Annotated in this window: 14 protein-coding genes; all 14 read left to right on the top strand. The window is 65.7% G+C overall.

Going from position 1 to position 16,339, the window contains the following annotated elements; translation table 11 throughout:
- Positions 1-50 precede the first annotated feature (50 nt).
- The 14 genes from GGD67_RS33425 (at position 51) to fabZ (ending at position 16,330) form a co-directional block, all read left to right on the top strand.
- Positions 51-794: a carbonic anhydrase gene (locus tag GGD67_RS33425; protein ID WP_092257205.1), complete on the top strand. Its 744-nt coding sequence runs from the start codon at positions 51-53 to the stop codon at positions 792-794.
- Between the two features lie 309 nt (positions 795-1,103).
- Positions 1,104-1,466, top strand: a complete 363-nt coding sequence (locus tag GGD67_RS33420; RefSeq protein WP_026202316.1) for a DUF2846 domain-containing protein — start codon at positions 1,104-1,106, stop codon at positions 1,464-1,466.
- Between the two features lie 142 nt (positions 1,467-1,608).
- Entirely contained in the window at positions 1,609-4,158 is a 2,550-nt protein-coding gene (locus GGD67_RS33415) for a caspase domain-containing protein (RefSeq protein ID WP_179738742.1), read from the top strand.
- Between the two features lie 221 nt (positions 4,159-4,379).
- Positions 4,380-5,375 (top strand): 30S ribosomal protein S2, encoded by a 996-nt coding sequence (locus GGD67_RS33410; RefSeq protein WP_018320203.1) that lies wholly within the window; start codon positions 4,380-4,382, stop codon positions 5,373-5,375.
- 132 nt (positions 5,376-5,507) lie between these two features.
- Positions 5,508-6,431 carry a translation elongation factor Ts gene (gene tsf / locus GGD67_RS33405; RefSeq protein ID WP_018320204.1) on the top strand — a complete coding sequence of 308 codons (924 nt, stop codon included), beginning with the start codon at positions 5,508-5,510 and terminating at the stop codon, positions 6,429-6,431.
- 60 nt (positions 6,432-6,491) lie between these two features.
- Entirely contained in the window at positions 6,492-7,208 is a 717-nt protein-coding gene (pyrH, locus tag GGD67_RS33400; protein WP_026202317.1) for a UMP kinase, read from the top strand.
- Between the two features lie 70 nt (positions 7,209-7,278).
- Positions 7,279-7,842: a ribosome recycling factor gene (gene frr / locus GGD67_RS33395; RefSeq protein WP_026202318.1), complete on the top strand. Its 564-nt coding sequence runs from the start codon at positions 7,279-7,281 to the stop codon at positions 7,840-7,842.
- Between the two features lie 100 nt (positions 7,843-7,942).
- Entirely contained in the window at positions 7,943-8,701 is a 759-nt protein-coding gene (locus GGD67_RS33390; RefSeq protein WP_018320207.1) for an isoprenyl transferase, read from the top strand.
- Complete coding sequence (locus tag GGD67_RS33385; protein WP_179738740.1) at positions 8,698-9,540, top strand: phosphatidate cytidylyltransferase; 843 nt, start codon at positions 8,698-8,700, stop codon at positions 9,538-9,540. The genes GGD67_RS33390 and GGD67_RS33385 overlap by 4 nt, the downstream gene beginning before the upstream one ends.
- A gap of 4 nt (positions 9,541-9,544) precedes the next feature.
- Positions 9,545-10,768, top strand: a complete 1,224-nt coding sequence (gene dxr / locus GGD67_RS33380) for a 1-deoxy-D-xylulose-5-phosphate reductoisomerase (RefSeq protein ID WP_179738738.1) — start codon at positions 9,545-9,547, stop codon at positions 10,766-10,768.
- A gap of 44 nt (positions 10,769-10,812) precedes the next feature.
- The gene (gene rseP / locus GGD67_RS33375; RefSeq protein WP_038949774.1) at positions 10,813-11,964 is read left to right on the top strand and encodes an RIP metalloprotease RseP; all 1,152 of its coding nucleotides are present in this window, start codon (positions 10,813-10,815) and stop codon (positions 11,962-11,964) included.
- Positions 11,965-12,141: 177 nt separating this feature from the next.
- A complete protein-coding gene (gene bamA / locus GGD67_RS33370) occupies positions 12,142-14,679 on the top strand; it encodes an outer membrane protein assembly factor BamA (RefSeq protein ID WP_179738736.1) in 2,538 nt (845 codons plus the stop codon).
- 125 nt (positions 14,680-14,804) lie between these two features.
- Positions 14,805-15,872 (top strand): UDP-3-O-(3-hydroxymyristoyl)glucosamine N-acyltransferase, encoded by a 1,068-nt coding sequence (lpxD, locus tag GGD67_RS33365; protein ID WP_179738734.1) that lies wholly within the window; start codon positions 14,805-14,807, stop codon positions 15,870-15,872.
- Complete coding sequence (gene fabZ / locus GGD67_RS33360) at positions 15,869-16,330, top strand: 3-hydroxyacyl-ACP dehydratase FabZ (RefSeq protein ID WP_018320213.1); 462 nt, start codon at positions 15,869-15,871, stop codon at positions 16,328-16,330. The genes lpxD and fabZ overlap by 4 nt, the downstream gene beginning before the upstream one ends.
- Positions 16,331-16,339: the final 9 nt, after the last annotated feature.

The raw sequence follows: 16,339 nt of genomic DNA, 5'->3' as shown, positions 1-16,339 counted from the left end.
AGTTGTTGTTCCGAGAATCTCGATCGGCGAAGCCAGGAAGAACAACAGCCATGTGCGACAAATGCTCTGAAAATCTGCATCAATCGGTTGCCCCCTCCCGGCGCTCGATGATGCTTCTTGCCGCTTCGGCACTCGGAGTGGCGGCGTTTGGCGGGACCGCATTAGCCAAGGAGGCGAAGGCGCCGCCCAAACCCCAGAACGTGCTTTCGCCCGATGCGGCGCTCAAGCGGCTGATGGAGGGCAATTCGCGCTATGTGTCGGGTGTGTCGCGCCGCCACGACTTCACGCATGAGCGCGAAGCGCTGGTCGGCGGTCAGAATCCCTACGCCGCCGTCTTGAGCTGCGCCGATTCGCGCATCGCGCCCGAATATGCGTTCGACAGCGGACGCGGCGATCTGTTCGTGTGCCGCGTTGCCGGAAACTTTGCCGGCGACGAGACGGTTGCGAGCATGGAATACACCGTCGCCGTGCTGGGCACGCCCCTGATCCTGGTGCTCGGCCACGACAATTGCGGCGCGGTCGATGCGACCATCAAGTCGCTGAAGGACGACAAGCCGCTGCCGGGACACATCCCGACGCTGGTCGCCGCGATCGCACCTTCGGTGAAGACGGCAGCCCAGCAGAGCGGAAACGCGCTCGACAACGCTATTCGCCAGAACGTCATCGACAACGTTGCCAAGCTGAAATCGGCCGCCCCGCTTCTCAACGCAGCGGTCGAACAGGGCAAGCTCAAGGTGGTCGGCGGTATCTATCGGTTGCGTACAGGGACCGTCGAGTTGATTGCCCAGGGTTAAAGCCCGGCGTTTGGAGCATCGGGCGTCGTGTGCAGCAGCTCCGACGCCCGGCCCGCGCCATCCACGCGATGGTTGCCGGGCGTTGTTGCAACCTGTCGCTGATTCCAGCTAGCATGAATCCCGGGGAATGGACTGGGGTGTGCGATGCTGCGACGGGGCGCGTTGTTGTTGGCCGTTGGTGTGATGCTGGTGGGCTGTGTCAGCGATCAGGTCGGGACCGACTTTGCCTCTGTGTCAAGAAAGGTAGGGCCTCCGCGCGCCGGGCACTCGCGCGTCGTCCTGCTCCAGGACAAGAGGAATGGCCTCAGCATGGCGATCTGCGCCTGCGAGGTGAAGCTCGACGGTGCGGCGCTCGGCAAAATCGTCGCCGGGAAATATGCCTATGCCGATCGTCCCGCGGGTCGCCATGAATTGCTGGTGACGGAGCTGATGTTTCCGGGCGACACCAAGCGCGAGATCGTGATGGAAGCCGGCCGGACGCATTTCTATCTCATCAAGAGCAGCCCCAGGCACGATGCCGCGACGGGCGGCGCGGTCCTCGGCGGCCTGGTCGGGCTTGCAGCCGTTTCCATCGCGACGGCAGGAGAGGCGAATCCCGGGCCGGCCGAACTCATTGCGCTGGACGAGGCGACCGCGCGAACGAAGCTCGCCGAGCTGCAAGCTGTGGAGTAAGGTGAGGCTGACCTGAAGCTGACGCCAGCAGCGGCGTGGCCACGCCACTGCCTCAATCCGAGCTTTTCGTTCAACCGCCGTTCAGCCGGCTGCGCGCCTCATGCGTGGTGGCACCTCAACTACAGTAGCGGGCAAGCAAGCCATGCGTGGGACGTTCCGAGTCTTCATTTGCCTACTCCTGCCGATCGTGGCCCTTGCCGCTGGCACGCCGGGAGCAGCGAACGCGCAGCAGCAGGAGAAGCGCATCGCGCTCGTGGTTGGCAACGGCGCCTATGCCAAGTCGCCGCTGGCAACGACTGCGAACGACGCCGGCCTGATCGCGCAGACGCTGCAGGCGGCCGGCTTCGACGTCGTCGGTGCCCGAGATCTCGACGGCGACACGCTGCGCAAGAGTTTTCGCGACTTCATCCAGAAGGCCCAGGCCTCGGGGCCGGGCACGGTCGCGATGATCTATCTCGGCGGCTACGGCGTGCAGCTTGCCGGCGAGAACTATTTCATCCCGGTCGATTCCAACATTACCCGCGACACCGACGTTCCGACCGAGGCCTTGCGGATCAGCGACTATGTGCGCCAGCTCGCCTCGATCCCACTCAAGGCCAACATCGTCGTGCTCGATGCGGCCCGCGCGCAGCCCTTCATCGAGGGCGGCCAGCCGATCGCGAGCGGTCTGGCGCTGGTCGAGCCCGAGCCGAACATGCTGATCGCGTTCAACGCCGCGCCCGGCACGGTCGCGCCGGAGGAGCCGGGGCCCTACGGCATCTACGCCCAGTCGCTGGCCGAGATGATCCGGACCGGCGGCCTGCCGCTGCCTGAGGTGTTCGACCGCGTTCGCCTGCGCGTCAACGAGGCCTCCAAGGGCGCGCAGGTACCCTGGAACGAGCAGAAGATCTCGGCGCCGTTCTCGTTCTTCGAGCGCGGGCCTGACGCGCCGCCGCCGGAGGCCGCGCCCGACCAGGTCGCCGCGATCCGGAGCAAACCGATCCGCGACCTCGGCGTGCGGGATGCCTATGCCGCCGCGCTCGAGCGCGACACGCTGCCGGCCTATGAGGAGTTTCTCGCCGCCTATCCCGGTGATCCCTTGGCGAAGCGCGTGATGGCGATCGTCGCGGCGCGCCGCGAAGCGATCACCTGGCGACGCACTTACCGGAACGACACGCCGGAAGCCTATTGGTCGTATCTGCGCCGCTATCCGCGCGGGCCGCATGCGGCGGACGCGCGCCGGCGCCTCGCGATCCTCACGGCGCCGGCCGAGCCGCCGCCGAGCTTTGCGATGATCGACTACGACGTGCCGCCACCGCCGCCGGAGGAGGTGGTCTATGTCGACCGTCCGGTGCTGTATTTCAGCGATCCCGATTTCGGCTTCGCGCCGCCACCGCCGCCTCCGGTCTATTATCTGCCGCCGCCGCCGCCGGATTTCGTCGTGTTGCCGCCGCCGCTGCCCGTGGTCGGCCTGTTCGTGCTGCCGCAGCCGGTGTTCGTGCCGATCCCGGTGTTCGTCAGGCCGCCGGTCTATGTCGCGCCGCCGCCGAACAACATCATCTACCAGAACATCCATAATACGACGGTGATCAACACCGTGATCAACCGCCTGCCGGCACCAGCACCGGCTGCGGGGGCAGGGGCTGGACCGGGTAATCTGGCGCCAGCGATTGCCGGCCGTGCCAACCCAGCCGGGCCTGCCGTTCCGCAGGCGGTCGTGCAGCGCGCCGCGCTGATCCAGCAGGGCAAGGCGCCGATGCCGCCAAGCGCGACGATCCAGCCGACGGCGAGGCCCGGCGCGCCTCCGGTGACGCCGACCACGGCAGTCGCGCCGACCGCAGCGCCAACGGCTGCGCCGCAGACGGCGCCGACGCTTGCTCCGCAGACCAGGCTGCCCCAGGCCAACACGCTGCCAGTTCCTGGTGCCCATGGCGGCCCGCCGCCACCGCCAGCGGGGGCAGGGGCTCTGCCGGGCGGAGGGCCCGTGCCGCCGACGGCGACCGCACCCGGTGCGACACCGCCGGCTCGTCCGGGGGCGCCGACCACAGCTGCTCCCGGCACAACGGCCGGTCCCGGCACAACACTGCCTGCTCATTCCAATGCGCCAACGGCTGCCGCGCCGGCAACCGCTGCGCCCGCCGTGACCAACCCGACTGCTGTGCCCGGCCAGCCCCCCAGGCCGCCGGTGGCACAGACGCCACCCGGCACCGGGCCTGCGGATCGCGCCAAGTCTGCGACCCGTGAGCCTGCTGGCTCGCCGCCCGCCGCTGCAGGCGCGCCGGCGACACCTCCGGCCGCGGCCGGGAGGCCGATCGCGCCGCCGCCTTCGGCGGCACGTGAGCCGATCAGGCCGCAGCACCTGCCATCTGCGGCCCCGCCGCAGGCGGCCAGGCCGGCTGCACCGCCGCCGCGGCCGCAGGCCGTGGCGCGGCCCACGCCACCACCCCCGCCGCATGTGTCGGCGCCCCCACCGAGGATGGCCGCACCTCCGCCGCCACGCCCGGCTCCTCCGGTTGCCGTCGCGCGGCCGGCGCCTCCGCCCATGGCGCGGCCCGCTCCACCGCCGCCGGTGGCCCGACCGGCACCCCCGCCGCCGCCGCGTATGGCCGTTGCGCCACCACCCCCACCGCGCCCGGCCGCGCCGCCTCCGCCGCGTCCCGCACCTCCGCCGCCGGCGGCCAAGAAGTGCCCGCCGAACCAGCCCAGATGCTAGTCGGGCGCTAGCGAGCGGCCCGGTCTCCAGGGAAAGGGCCTCTCGCAGGCGAAAACCGCCTCTGAACGGCCCTTATTTCCTTGCTTCTGGCCGAAATGGCGCTATATAGCGCGCCATCTCACACGGAAACATGGCTCACAAGGCCGTCCGGTGGCAACCGGGGCGAGGACGCTCCGTTTTGCTCACACGTTTCCGGAGGAACCAACCGGAGAATTAGAACGATGGCGCTACCCGATTTCACCATGCGTCAGCTGCTTGAAGCTGGCGTGCACTTTGGTCACCAGTCTCACCGCTGGAATCCGAAAATGGCTCCGTTCATTTTCGGCGCTCGCAACAACATTCACATCGTCGACCTCGCGCAGACCGTGCCGATGCTGCACAACGCCTTGCAGGCGGTCAGCGACACCGTCGCCAAGGGCGGCCGCATCCTGTTCGTCGGCACCAAGCGCCAGGCGCAGGACGGCGTCGCGGACGCTGCCAAGCGCTGCGCGCAGTATTTCGTCAATTCGCGCTGGCTCGGCGGCACGCTGACCAACTGGAAGACGATCTCGGCCTCGATCAAGCGTCTGCGTCACCTCGACGACGTGCTCTCGGGCGGCGATGCCAGCTCCTACACCAAGAAGGAGCGCCTGACGCTTCAGCGCGAGCGCGACAAGCTCGACCGCTCGCTCGGCGGCATCAAGGACATGGGCGGTCTGCCCGACCTGATCTTCGTGATCGACACCAACAAGGAAGACATCGCGATCCAGGAGGCCCAGCGGCTCAACATCCCGGTCGCTGCGATCGTCGACACCAATTCGGACCCGAAGGGCATCACCTATGTGGTGCCGGGCAATGACGACGCCGGCCGTGCGATCGCGCTCTATTGCGACCTGATCGCGCGTGCCGCGATCGACGGCATCTCCCGCGCCCAGGGCGATTCGGGTATCGACGTCGGCGCCTCGGCCCGTCCGCTCGCTGAAGAGCTGCCGGCGGCTTCGTCGAGCGGCTTCCAGGGCCTCGCAGGTCCGCGCGGCACCGCCGACGACCTCAAGAAGCTCCCGGGCGTGTCGGGTGCGATCGAGAAGAAGTTCAACGACCTCGGCATCTTCCACTTCTGGCAGCTCGCCGAGCTCGATCACGACACCGCGCACACGATCGGCGAAGAAGTCGGTCTGCCGAGCCGTGCGGACGCCTGGGTGGCCAAGGCCAAGGCGCTGACCGCGGAAGCAGAATAGTCAAGAGAGCGATGGGTTGGCCGGACAAGATCCGGCCACCATTTCAGTTGACGCGAATCCCTGAGATGGACCGCGGCGGGGCGCTTCGATGCCACGCCGCGGCGAACCAGCAGGCACAAAGGATTTTCAACGATGGCAACGATCACAGCTGCGATGGTCAAGGACCTGCGCGAGTCGACTGGCGCGGGCATGATGGACTGCAAGGCCGCGCTGACCGAAAACGACGGTAACATGGAAGCGGCGCAGGATTGGCTGCGCAAGAAGGGCCTGTCCAAGGCCGCCAAGAAGTCGGGCCGCGTCGCGGCCGAGGGCCTGATCGGCGCCCTGACCAAGGGCACCAAGGGTGTCGTGGTCGAGGTCAACTCCGAAACCGACTTCGTCGCGCGCAATGGCCAGTTCCAGGGCCTCGTCAAAATGGTCGCCCAGGTCGCATTCGACGCCGGCTCCGATGTCGAGAAAATCAAGGCCGCCAAGGTCGGCGACGTCACGGTCGAGGCCGCCATCAATGACGCGATCGCCACCATCGGCGAGAACATGACGCTGCGCCGCGCAGCTTCGCTCGAAGTGAGCCAGGGCGTGGTGTCGAACTACGTCCACGGCGCGGTCGTCGAGGGCGCCGGCAAGATGGGCGTGATCGTGGCGCTGGAATCGCCCGGCAAGGCCGATGAGCTCGCAACGCTCGGCCGCCAGATCGCGATGCACATTGCCGCCGCGAATCCGCTGGCGCTCGATCCGTCCGGCCTCGATCCGGCGGTCGTCAAGCGCGAGAAGGACGTGCTCGCCGACAAATATCGCCAGCAGGGCAAGCCCGAGAACGTGATCGAGAAGATCGTCGAGTCCGGCCTCAAGACCTACTACAAGGAAGTCTGCCTGCTCGAGCAGGCCTTCATCCACGACACCGGCAAGTCGGTGGCGCAGGCGTTGAAGGAAGCCGAAGGCAAGGTCGGCGGCGCTGTGAAGATCGCCGGCTTTGTGCGCTATGCTCTCGGTGAGGGAATCGAGAAGCAGGAAAGCGACTTCGCGGCCGAGGTCGCTGCGGCCAGCGGCAAGAAGTAAGCGCCGGAACGTTCCTTCCGGCGTGCCGCCGGAAGCGGCGCTCGGACAAGGAAAGTGCTCATGTCTGATCCGGTCTATCGTCGCGTCGTGATCAAGCTGTCCGGCGAATATCTCGCGGGACAGCAAGGCTTTGGCATCGATCAGCCGACCGTCGACCGGGTTGCGGACGATCTGATCGCGGCCCGCAAGCTCGGCACCGAGGTTGCAGTCGTGATCGGCGGCGGCAACATCGTGCGCGGCGTCGAGGTCTCCTCCCGCGGTGTATCGCGCCCGACCGGCGATACCATGGGCATGCTCGCCACCATGATGAACTGCCTCGCGCTGGAAGCGGCGATCGAGCGCAAGGGCACGCCGGCGCGCACGCTGTCGGCCTTCGTCATGCCCGAGATTTCCGAGCTGTTCACCCGCACTGCGGCGCACAAATATCTCGCCGAGGGCCGGATCGTGCTGCTCGGCGGCGGAACCGGCAATCCGTTCTTCACCACCGATACGACCGCGGTGCTGCGCGCCGCCGAAATCGGCGCCCAGGCGGTGCTGAAAGCGACCAATGTCGACGGCGTCTACTCGGCCGATCCGAAGAAGGATCCGTCCGCCACGCGGTTTGACCGGCTGACCCATTCGCAGGCGATCGAGGGCGGCTACAAGGTGATGGATGCGACCGCCTTCGCGCTTGCTCGCGAGACGTCTCTGCCTATCATCGTATTCTCGATCGCGGAGCCGGGTTCGATCGGCGCGATTCTACGTGGCGTCGGCCACGGAACCATTGTCGCCGGCTGACCGCTCAACCGTCGCGCGCCTTTAGGGAAGGTCGCGGGAGCGGTCGCCGGGATCTTGAAGGAGAAACGTGATGCCCACCGGTACTTTCGACCTCAACGAAGTGAAGCGCCGCATGCAGGGCGCCGTCCAGTCCCTCAAGCACGAGCTCGGCGGCCTGCGGACGGGGCGCGCCTCCGCCTCGATGCTCGATCCGGTGCAGGTCGACGCCTATGGCAGCCACATGCCGCTCAATCAGCTCGCCACCGTCAGCGTGCCGGAGCCCCGCCTGATTTCGGTGCAGGTCTGGGACAAGTCGATGGTCAAGGCGGTGGAGAAGGCGATCGTCGATTCCAACCTCGGCCTGTCGCCCGCGACCGAAGGCCAGGTGCTGCGCCTGCGCATCCCCGAGCTGAACGAGGAACGGCGCAAGGAACTGGTGAAGGTCGCGCATAAATATGCGGAAGCCGCCAAGGTCGCCGCGCGCCACGTCCGCCGCGATGGCCTCGACGTCCTCAAGAAGCTCGAGAAGAACCACGAAATGTCCGAGGACGACCAGAAGCGCCACGCCGACGAGGTGCAGAAGGCGACCGACGGTACGATCACCGAAATCGACCAGTTGCTGGCCGCCAAGGAAAAAGAAATCCTCACCGTCTGAAGCGCGATGAATGTCATCGCGCTTCAGGTTATTGTAAGCGCATGATCTTTTCGGAAAACCGCTTCGCACTTTTCCGGATCATGCTTTAAGGCCACCTTCAATGTCGAACGCCGCCGCGCCCGCAACGGAGGGACCCGATCGGTCCGAGGCGCCCGCGCATGTCGCCATCATCATGGATGGCAACGGGCGTTGGGCGGCCGCGCGCGGTCTGCCGCGTGCGGAAGGGCATCGCCGCGGCGTCGAGGCCTTGCGTCGCGTCGTGCGTGCCTCGCACGAGCTCGGCATCCGCTACCTCACCATCTTCTCCTTCTCGTCGGAGAACTGGTCGCGTCCGGCGAGCGAGATCGGCGATCTCTTCGGTCTGCTCCGCCGCTTCATCCGCAACGACTTGGCGAGCCTGCATCGCGACGGCGTCAAGGTCCGCATCATCGGCGAACGCGATGGGCTCGAGAGCGACATCTGCGCGCTGCTTAACGAGGCCGAGGAATTGACGCGCGACAACACGCGCCTCACGCTCGTCGTCGCCTTCAATTACGGCTCGCGGCAGGAGATCGCGAAGGCGGCGCAGAAGCTGGCGCGCGAGGTCGCGGAAGGTAAGCGCGATCCTGCCACGATCGACGCCGAAACGCTGGGCGCGCATCTCGATGCGCCCGACATTCCCGATCCCGATCTCATCATCCGCACCAGCGGCGAGCAGCGCCTGTCCAATTTCCTGATGTGGCAGGCCGCCTATAGCGAGCTTGTGTTCGTGCCGATCCACTGGCCCGATTTCGACAAGGCGGCGCTGGAAAGCGCGATCGCCGAATTCGCCAGGCGCGAGCGCCGTTTCGGCGGCCTGGTCGCGAAAACCGCCTCGTGAGCGAACAAGACGCCGCACCGGCGGGCGCCAAGCCTGCCCCGAACAATCTGGTGATGCGGGTCCTCGCAGCGCTGGTGCTGGCGCCGCTGACCATCGCGGTCGCTTATGCCGGCGGCTGGCTGTGGGCGCTGCTCGTCACCCTGGTGTCGATCGGGCTGTTCGCGGAATGGCTGACGGTGGTGGGCGCGGGCTCGGCCGCGCTGACCGGGGCGGGGACGATCGTCATCGCGATGATGGGGGCCGCCGTCGCTTTTGGCGGGCTGAAGACCTCAATCATCGTCGGCCTCGTCGGCGGCGCGATCGTGACGCTGATCGCGCGCGGCAAGTTCCTCTGGGCGGCGACCGGATTCGCTTATGCAGCGGCAGCGCTGCTGGCCTCGATCCTGGTGCGGAAGGATCTCGTCAACGGCTTCTCTGCGCTGATGTTCGTGCTGCTGGTGGTTTGGGCGACCGATATCGGCGGCTATTTTGCCGGTCGCAGCATCGGCGGGCCGAAGCTCTGGCCGCGCGTGAGTCCGAAAAAGACCTGGTCCGGGGCGCTGGGCGGCTTCGCCGCAAGCCTTCTGGTTGCGGTGGGCTTTGCGGCTTGCGGGTTCGGAAAGATGGGACCATTGCTGCTCGTCAGCGCCATCCTTTCGGTGGTGTCGGCACTGGGCGATCTGTTCGAATCCGCGGTGAAGCGGCGCTTCGGTGTCAAGGATTCCAGTCACTTAATTCCCGGCCATGGCGGGCTTATGGACCGCCTGGACGGTTTTGTCGCCGCCATCCTGGCGGCATGGATTATCGGCTTTCTCCGCCATGGTGTGCATAGCGCCGGAAGCGGTCTTATGGTTTGGTGAGGATATGAGCGCGGTTCCATTGCGTAATAACAAGGCTGCGGCGTCCAGCGTCCGCAGCGTCACGGTTCTCGGCGCCACCGGCTCGATCGGCGACAGCACGATGGATCTGCTGCGCGCCTCGCCCGAGCGCTATCGCGTCGAGGCGCTGACGGCGAACGGCAATGTCGAAGCGCTGGCCAAGCTCGCCAAGGAATTCTCCGCGCGCTACGTCGCGATCGCCGACACCTCCAAGCTCGCCGAGCTCAAGGCCGCGCTCGCCCGGACCAGCACCGAATGCGGCGCCGGCGAAAGCGCGGTGATCGAAGCCGGCGCGCGTCCGGCCGATTGGGTGATGGCGGCGGTGAGCGGCGCTGCCGGATTGAAGCCGGCACTCGCCGCGGTCGACCGCGGCGCGCATGTGGCATTGGCCAACAAGGAATGTTTGGTCTGCGCCGGGGATTTCTTCATGCAGCGCGCCGCCAAGGCCGGCGCCTGCATCCTGCCGGCCGATTCCGAGCACAATGCGCTGTTTCAGGCGCTTGCCTCGGGCAATCGGGACGAACTCGTCCGTGTCATCATCACGGCGTCGGGCGGCCCGTTCCGCACCTGGAAGCCGGCCGACATCGAGCAGGCGACGCTCGAGCAGGCCCTGAAGCACCCGAACTGGAGCATGGGCCAGAAGATCACGATCGATTCGGCGTCGATGATGAACAAGGGGCTCGAGGTGATCGAAGCGTCGTACCTGTTCGCGCTGTCGCCCGACGAGATCGACGTCCTCGTGCATCCGCAGTCGATCATTCACGGCATGGTCGAGTTCTCCGACCGTTCGGTGATGGCCCAGCTCGGCGCGCCCGACATGCGCACCCCCATCGCGCACTGCCTGGGCTGGCCCGACCGGATCAAAGGGCCGGCGGCCAAGCTGGACCTCGCCAAGATCGGCCAGCTGACCTTCGAGGCGCCCGATTTCGAGCGCTTCCCCGGGCTACGGCTGGCTTTCGACTCGCTCCGGACCGGGAAGGGGGCGACCACCGTCTACAACGCGGCCAATGAGGTCGCGGTCGCCGCGTTCATCGCCGGCAAGATCCGGTTCGGCGCGATCGCCCGGCTGGTGGAGGCAACACTGGACGACTGGATCCGCAGCGGGAACCAGGCGCCCCTGACGTCCGCCGATGATGCAATCTCTGTTGACCATGTTGCTCGAAATAGAGCTGCCGCCCTATTGCCTCAAATTGCCTTAAAGGCATCCTAGATGGTTCGGGGCCAGGGCCTTGCGGCGCTGGATGAGGGAATTCGATGATCGACTTTTTTGTCCATAGTTTCAATACGTTGAGCCATGGGCTCCTCGGCTACGCGGTTCCCTTCCTGTTCGTCCTGACGATCGTCGTGTTCTTCCACGAACTCGGCCATTTTCTGGTCGCGCGCTGGGCGGGCGTTCGCGTGTTGACCTTCTCGCTCGGCTTCGGACCTGAGCTGGTCGGTTTCAATGACCGCCACGGCACCCGCTGGAAGATCTCGGCCATCCCGCTCGGCGGCTACGTCAAGTTCTTCGGCGACGAGAGCGAGGCCTCGACCCCCTCGGCCCAGACGCTCGCGGCCATGACGACCGAGGAGCGCGCCGGCAGCTTCCACCACAAGAAGGTCGGCCCGCGCGCGGCCATCGTCGCGGCCGGACCCATCGCCAATTTCATCCTGGGCGCGCTGATCTTCGCGGGCATGGCGCTGTATTACGGCAAGCCGAGCACGATCGCGCGGGTCGATGGCGTCGTCGCCGATGGCGCCGCGGCCGCGGCCGGCTTCAAGATCGGGGACGTCGTCGTCCAGATCGACGGCAAGCCGATCGAGAGCTTTGCCGACATGCAGCGAATCGTTGCGATGAATGCGGGTTCGGCGCTTGCCTTCCAGGTGAAGCGGGACGGCGCCATCGTCTCGCTGACCGCAACGCCGGCGCTGCTCGAGCGCAAGGATCCGTTCGGCAACAGCCACCGTCTCGGTGTGCTCGGCGTCGAGCACAAATCGCAGGCCGGCGAGGCCTCGACCGCCCCGGTGGGCATCGGCGAGGCGCTCAAGATCGGGGTCGAGCAGGTCTGGTTCATCATCACCAGCACCTTCAAGTTCCTGGGCTCTCTGTTCGTCGGAAACGGCAATCCCAACGAGGTCAGCGGCGTCCTGGGCATCGCGAAGATGTCGGGGCAGGCGGCCAGCGCCGGGTTCCAGTTCGTGATCAATCTGTGCGCGGTGCTGTCGGTGTCGATCGGCCTGCTGAACCTGTTCCCGATCCCGCTGCTCGATGGCGGCCACCTGATGTTCTATGCGGCGGAGGTCGTCCGCGGCCGGCCCCTGTCCGAGCGGACTCAGGAGATGGGGTTCCGAATCGGGCTCGGTTTGGTGCTGATGTTGATGGTGTTTGCGACCTATAACGACATCCTGCGGATGGCGGCATCTTGATGGAGGCTTTTTTGTGGCGTTGCTGATGAGCAACGTCTTGGAATGAAATTGAAATTACGGCGCTTTCGGCCGTTTGCGGCGTCGGTGAAATTGGCTACAAGCGGCCTGAACTTGGGGAATCTTCCAGACCGGCGTTGGGGTTGGGTCTGGCTCGGAATGATAAGGGCGCGTTGCGCGATGAAGTTTGGACTGCGACTCCGGGGGGGCTTGCTCGCAACCCTGATCATGTTCGGCGCGCCGGTGATTGCCCCGGTCGGGGCTGTTTTTGTGTCTTCGTCTGCGCTCGCTCAGACCGTGCAGTCGATTTCCGTCGAAGGAAATCGCCGGGTCGAGGTGGAGACGATCCGTTCCTACTTCAAGCCGGGTCCGGGCGGCCGCCTGGATCAAGGCGCCATCGACGACGGCCTCAAGGCCCTGATCGAGACCGGCCTGTTCCAGGACGTGAGAATCAACCGCGGCGGCGGCGGTCAGATCGTCGTCTCCGTGGTGGAAAACCCGGTAATCGGCCGCATCGCCTTCGAGGGCAACAAGAAGATCAAGGACGAGCAGCTCACCACTGAGGTCCAGTCCAAGGCGCGCGGCACCTTCTCCCGCGCCATGGTGCAGTCCGACACGCTGCGAATCGCTGAAATCTACCGCCGGTCCGGCCGCTACGACGTGCGCGTCACGCCCGAGGTCATCGAGCAGCCGAACAACCGCGTCGATCTCATCTTCACGATCGAGGAGGGCGCCAAGACCGGCGTCAAGTCGATCGAGTTCATCGGCAATGTCGCATTCTCGTCCTATCGCCTCAGGGACGTCATCAAGACCCGCGAATCGAACCTGCTGAGCTTCCTGGCCAGCGGCGACATCTATGATCCCGACCGCGTCGAAGCCGACCGCGACCTGATCCGCCGCTTCTATCTCAAGAACGGTTTCGCCGACGTCCAGGTGGTGGCCGCGCTCACCGAATACGATCCGGAGAAGAAGGGCTTCAACGTCACCTTCAAGATCGAGGAAGGATCGCAGTACCGCGTCGGCGCGATCGACTTCCGCTCCAGCATTCCGAACTTCGATCCCTCGTCGATGCGCGCCTATTCGCGCGTCAATGTCGGCTCGCTCTACAACGTCGAATCGGTCGAGAAGTCGGTCGAGGAGATGCAGATCGAGGCCTCGCGCCGCGGCTATGCCTTCGCCGTGGTCCGGCCCGGCGGCGACCGCAATTTCGAGGCGCACACCGTTTCCGTCGTGTTCAACATCGACGAAGGTCCGCGCACCTATATCGAGCGCATCAACCTGCGCGGCAACACGCGTACCCGCGATTACGTGATCCGCCGCGAGTTCGATATCTCCGAGGGCGACGCCTACAACCGCGCCCTGGTCGACCGTGCCGAGCGGCGCCTGAAGAACCTCGACTATTTCAAGAGCGTGAAGATCACGACGGAGCCCGGCTCGTCGAGCGATCGCGTCATCCTGATCGTCGACATGGAAGAGAAATCGACCGGCGACTTCTCGATCTCAGGCGGTTACTCCACCACCGACGGCGCGCTGGCCGAAGTCTCGATCTCCGAACGCAACCTGCTTGGCCGCGGTCTGTTCGCCAAGGCGTCGGTGACCTATGGCCAATACGCACGCGGCTACTCGCTGTCGTTCGTCGAGCCGTATCTGCTCGACTACCGCGTCGCGCTCGGCCTCGACCTCTATCAGCGCCAGCAGCTGTCCAACAGCTACATCTCCTACGGCACCAAGACGCTCGGCTTCTCGCCGCGCCTCGGCTTCTCCTTGCGTGAGGATCTGGCGCTCCAGCTGCGCTACTCGATCTACCAGCAGGAAATCACCCTGCCGAACTACCTGGCGAACTGTAACAACGTTGCCGGCTCCGCGGCATTCAATCCAAGCCCGGCTTACGCCGCCGCTAACGGTATCAGTCTTGTCTCCACCAACGGCCTCGGCTGCTACAGCGACGGTGAAGCCTCGCTGCCGGTGCGCAAGGAGCTTGCCAACGGCAAGACTTTGACCTCGGCGCTCGGCTACACGCTGACCTACAACACGCTGGACAACAACAAGAACCCCACCGACGGTCTGCTCATCGACTTCCGTCAGGATTTCGCCGGCGTCGGCGGCGACGTCTCCTACATGAAATCGGTCATCGATGCGAAGTACTACACTCCGCTGGTGTCGGACATCGTCGGCCTCGTCCGCCTGCAGAGCGGCATGCTGAACAAGATGGGCAGCGATCTGCGCATGCTCGATCACTTCCAGATGGGTTCGAACCTCGTCCGCGGCTTTGCTCCGAACGGCATCGGCCCGCGCGATTTGAACCCGTTCGGTACGCAGGACGCCCTCGGCGGCACCAAGTACTGGGGCGCTTCGCTCGAATTGCAGATGCCGTTCTGGTTCCTGCCGAAGGAAGTGGGTCTGAAGGGGGCGGTTTATGCCGATGCCGGCGGCCTCTACGACTACCAAGGACCAACCAGCTGGGCGTTTAACGGCGTCTCAGGCACCAACGAAGTCAATGCACCTGGTTGTATCCCGTCGTCGATCAATCCATCGAGCGCCGGAACCTGTACCGGCCTCGTGTATGACGACAGCAAGGTGGTCCGCTCGTCGGTTGGTGTCGGCCTGATCTGGCAGTCGCCGTTCGGTCCGCTGCGCTTCGACTACGCCGTGCCGCTCAGCAAGGGCAAGTACGATCGCACGCAGGAGTTCCGGTTCGGCGGCGGCACCACGTTCTAATTCGATCAGCACGGCACGATCCGGATCACTGGAACCGGTTTCCGAAAGGGATCGTGCCGATCCAAGAGATGGAGCATGATGCGGCTCGACCGCTTCATGCCGAAGCCGGACCGCGACGGGGTGGAATGGCGCAGCCGACCTTCTTCACAAAGCCGCCTGCCTCAACGCTGGCTGACATCGCCACGCTGACCAAGGCGCAGCTGGTCGATCCCGCCAGGGGCGGCCACATCATCACGGGCCTCGCTTCGCTTGACGAAGCGGGCCCGATGCATCTGGCGTTCTTCGACAACCTCAAATACGCCGATGAGCTCAAGGCGACCAAGGCCGGCGCTTGCCTGGTGAGCCCGCGCTTCGAGCCCCGGGTGCCCGCGCACGTGGCCGTGCTGCGGGCGGCGCAGCCGTTCCGGGCCTTTGTCAGGATCGCGCGGGAATGGCACGGCGAAGCGCTGAGGCCGCAATCCTGGGTCGGCAATGACGGCATCGCGCCGTCGGCGATCATCGATCCCTCGGCCCGGCTCGAGGACGGCGTGATCGTCGATCCCCTGGCCGTGATCGGCCCGGATGTGGAGATCGGCAGCGGCACGGTGGTCGGCGTCGGGGCGGTGATCGGGCCCGGCGTCAAGATCGGCCGGGACTGCAATGTCGGCGCGCGCACCGCGATCCAGTGCGCCCTCATCGGCAACAATGTGCTGATCCATCCCGGCTGCTCGATCGGCCAGGACGGCTACGGCTTCATCTTCTTCGGCCCCGAGGGCCATCTGAAGGTGCCCCAGACCGGCCGGGTGCTCATCCAGAACGACGTCGAGGTCGGCGCCGGGACCACGATCGACCGCGGCAGCTTGCGCGACACCGTGATCGGCGAGGGTACGAAAATCGACAATCAGGTCCAGATCGGTCACAATGTCACGATCGGACGGCACTGCCTGTTGGCTGCCCAAATCGGGCTCGCCGGCAGCCTGTCCATTGGCGACAACGTGGCACTCGGAGCGAAGGTTGGCATCAACAACCACCTCAAGATCGGGGACGGGGCCCAGGTGACCGCGATGAGCGGCGTCAAGGACGACATCCCGCCGGGCGGACGCTGGGGTGGCTTTTTCGCCAAGCCGACCAAACAATGGTTCAAGGAGATCATCGCGGTGGAGCGCTTGGTACGCGACAGCAGGGCTGATCCGAAGGATGAGGGACGGGAATGACGGCGGAATCACCTGTTAAGTTCGAGCTGGTGGACATCAATGCCATCCTCCAGACGCTGCCGCACCGCTTTCCGATGCTGCTGATCGACCGCGTGATCAACATCCGCGCCGACTATAGCGGCATCGGCATCAAGAACGTCACCTTCAACGAGCCGGCCTTCCAGGGGCATTTCCCGGAGCGCCCGGTCTATCCCGGCGTCATGATGATCGAGGCGATGGCGCAGACCGCGGGCGTGATCGGCATCAAGTCCGTCGAAGGGACCGAAAAGCCGCGGGCGGTCTATTTCCTCACCATCGACAAGTGCAAATTCCGCAAGCCCGTGCTGCCCGGCGATACCATCGAGTATCACATGCGCTCGGTCGGCCGCCGCAAGGCCATGTGGTGGTTTCACGGCGACGCCAAGGTCAACGGGCAGGTGGTCGCGGAAGCCGACGTCGGCGCCATGCTGACGGACTGAGCGGCACGC

Origin of the sequence: Bradyrhizobium sp. IAR9 (genome assembly GCF_013408065.1) — a bacterium.
Lineage (GTDB): Bacteria > Pseudomonadota > Alphaproteobacteria > Rhizobiales > Xanthobacteraceae > Bradyrhizobium.
Note: the sequence above shows the minus strand (reverse complement) of the source record. Positions and strands in the feature narration are given on the sequence as shown.

Coding starts and splice junctions, on each gene's coding strand:
- rseP (WP_038949774.1), top strand. CDS start 10,813: ATGATCGACTTTTTTGTCCATAGTTTCAATACGTTGAGCCATGGGCTC.
- pyrH (WP_026202317.1), top strand. CDS start 6,492: ATGTCTGATCCGGTCTATCGTCGCGTCGTGATCAAGCTGTCCGGCGAA.
- GGD67_RS33415 (WP_179738742.1), top strand. CDS start 1,609: ATGCGTGGGACGTTCCGAGTCTTCATTTGCCTACTCCTGCCGATCGTG.
- frr (WP_026202318.1), top strand. CDS start 7,279: ATGCCCACCGGTACTTTCGACCTCAACGAAGTGAAGCGCCGCATGCAG.
- lpxD (WP_179738734.1), top strand. CDS start 14,805: ATGGCGCAGCCGACCTTCTTCACAAAGCCGCCTGCCTCAACGCTGGCT.
- fabZ (WP_018320213.1), top strand. CDS start 15,869: ATGACGGCGGAATCACCTGTTAAGTTCGAGCTGGTGGACATCAATGCC.
- GGD67_RS33420 (WP_026202316.1), top strand. CDS start 1,104: ATGGCGATCTGCGCCTGCGAGGTGAAGCTCGACGGTGCGGCGCTCGGC.
- GGD67_RS33390 (WP_018320207.1), top strand. CDS start 7,943: ATGTCGAACGCCGCCGCGCCCGCAACGGAGGGACCCGATCGGTCCGAG.
- dxr (WP_179738738.1), top strand. CDS start 9,545: ATGAGCGCGGTTCCATTGCGTAATAACAAGGCTGCGGCGTCCAGCGTC.
- bamA (WP_179738736.1), top strand. CDS start 12,142: ATGAAGTTTGGACTGCGACTCCGGGGGGGCTTGCTCGCAACCCTGATC.
- GGD67_RS33425 (WP_092257205.1), top strand. CDS start 51: ATGTGCGACAAATGCTCTGAAAATCTGCATCAATCGGTTGCCCCCTCC.
- GGD67_RS33410 (WP_018320203.1), top strand. CDS start 4,380: ATGGCGCTACCCGATTTCACCATGCGTCAGCTGCTTGAAGCTGGCGTG.
- tsf (WP_018320204.1), top strand. CDS start 5,508: ATGGCAACGATCACAGCTGCGATGGTCAAGGACCTGCGCGAGTCGACT.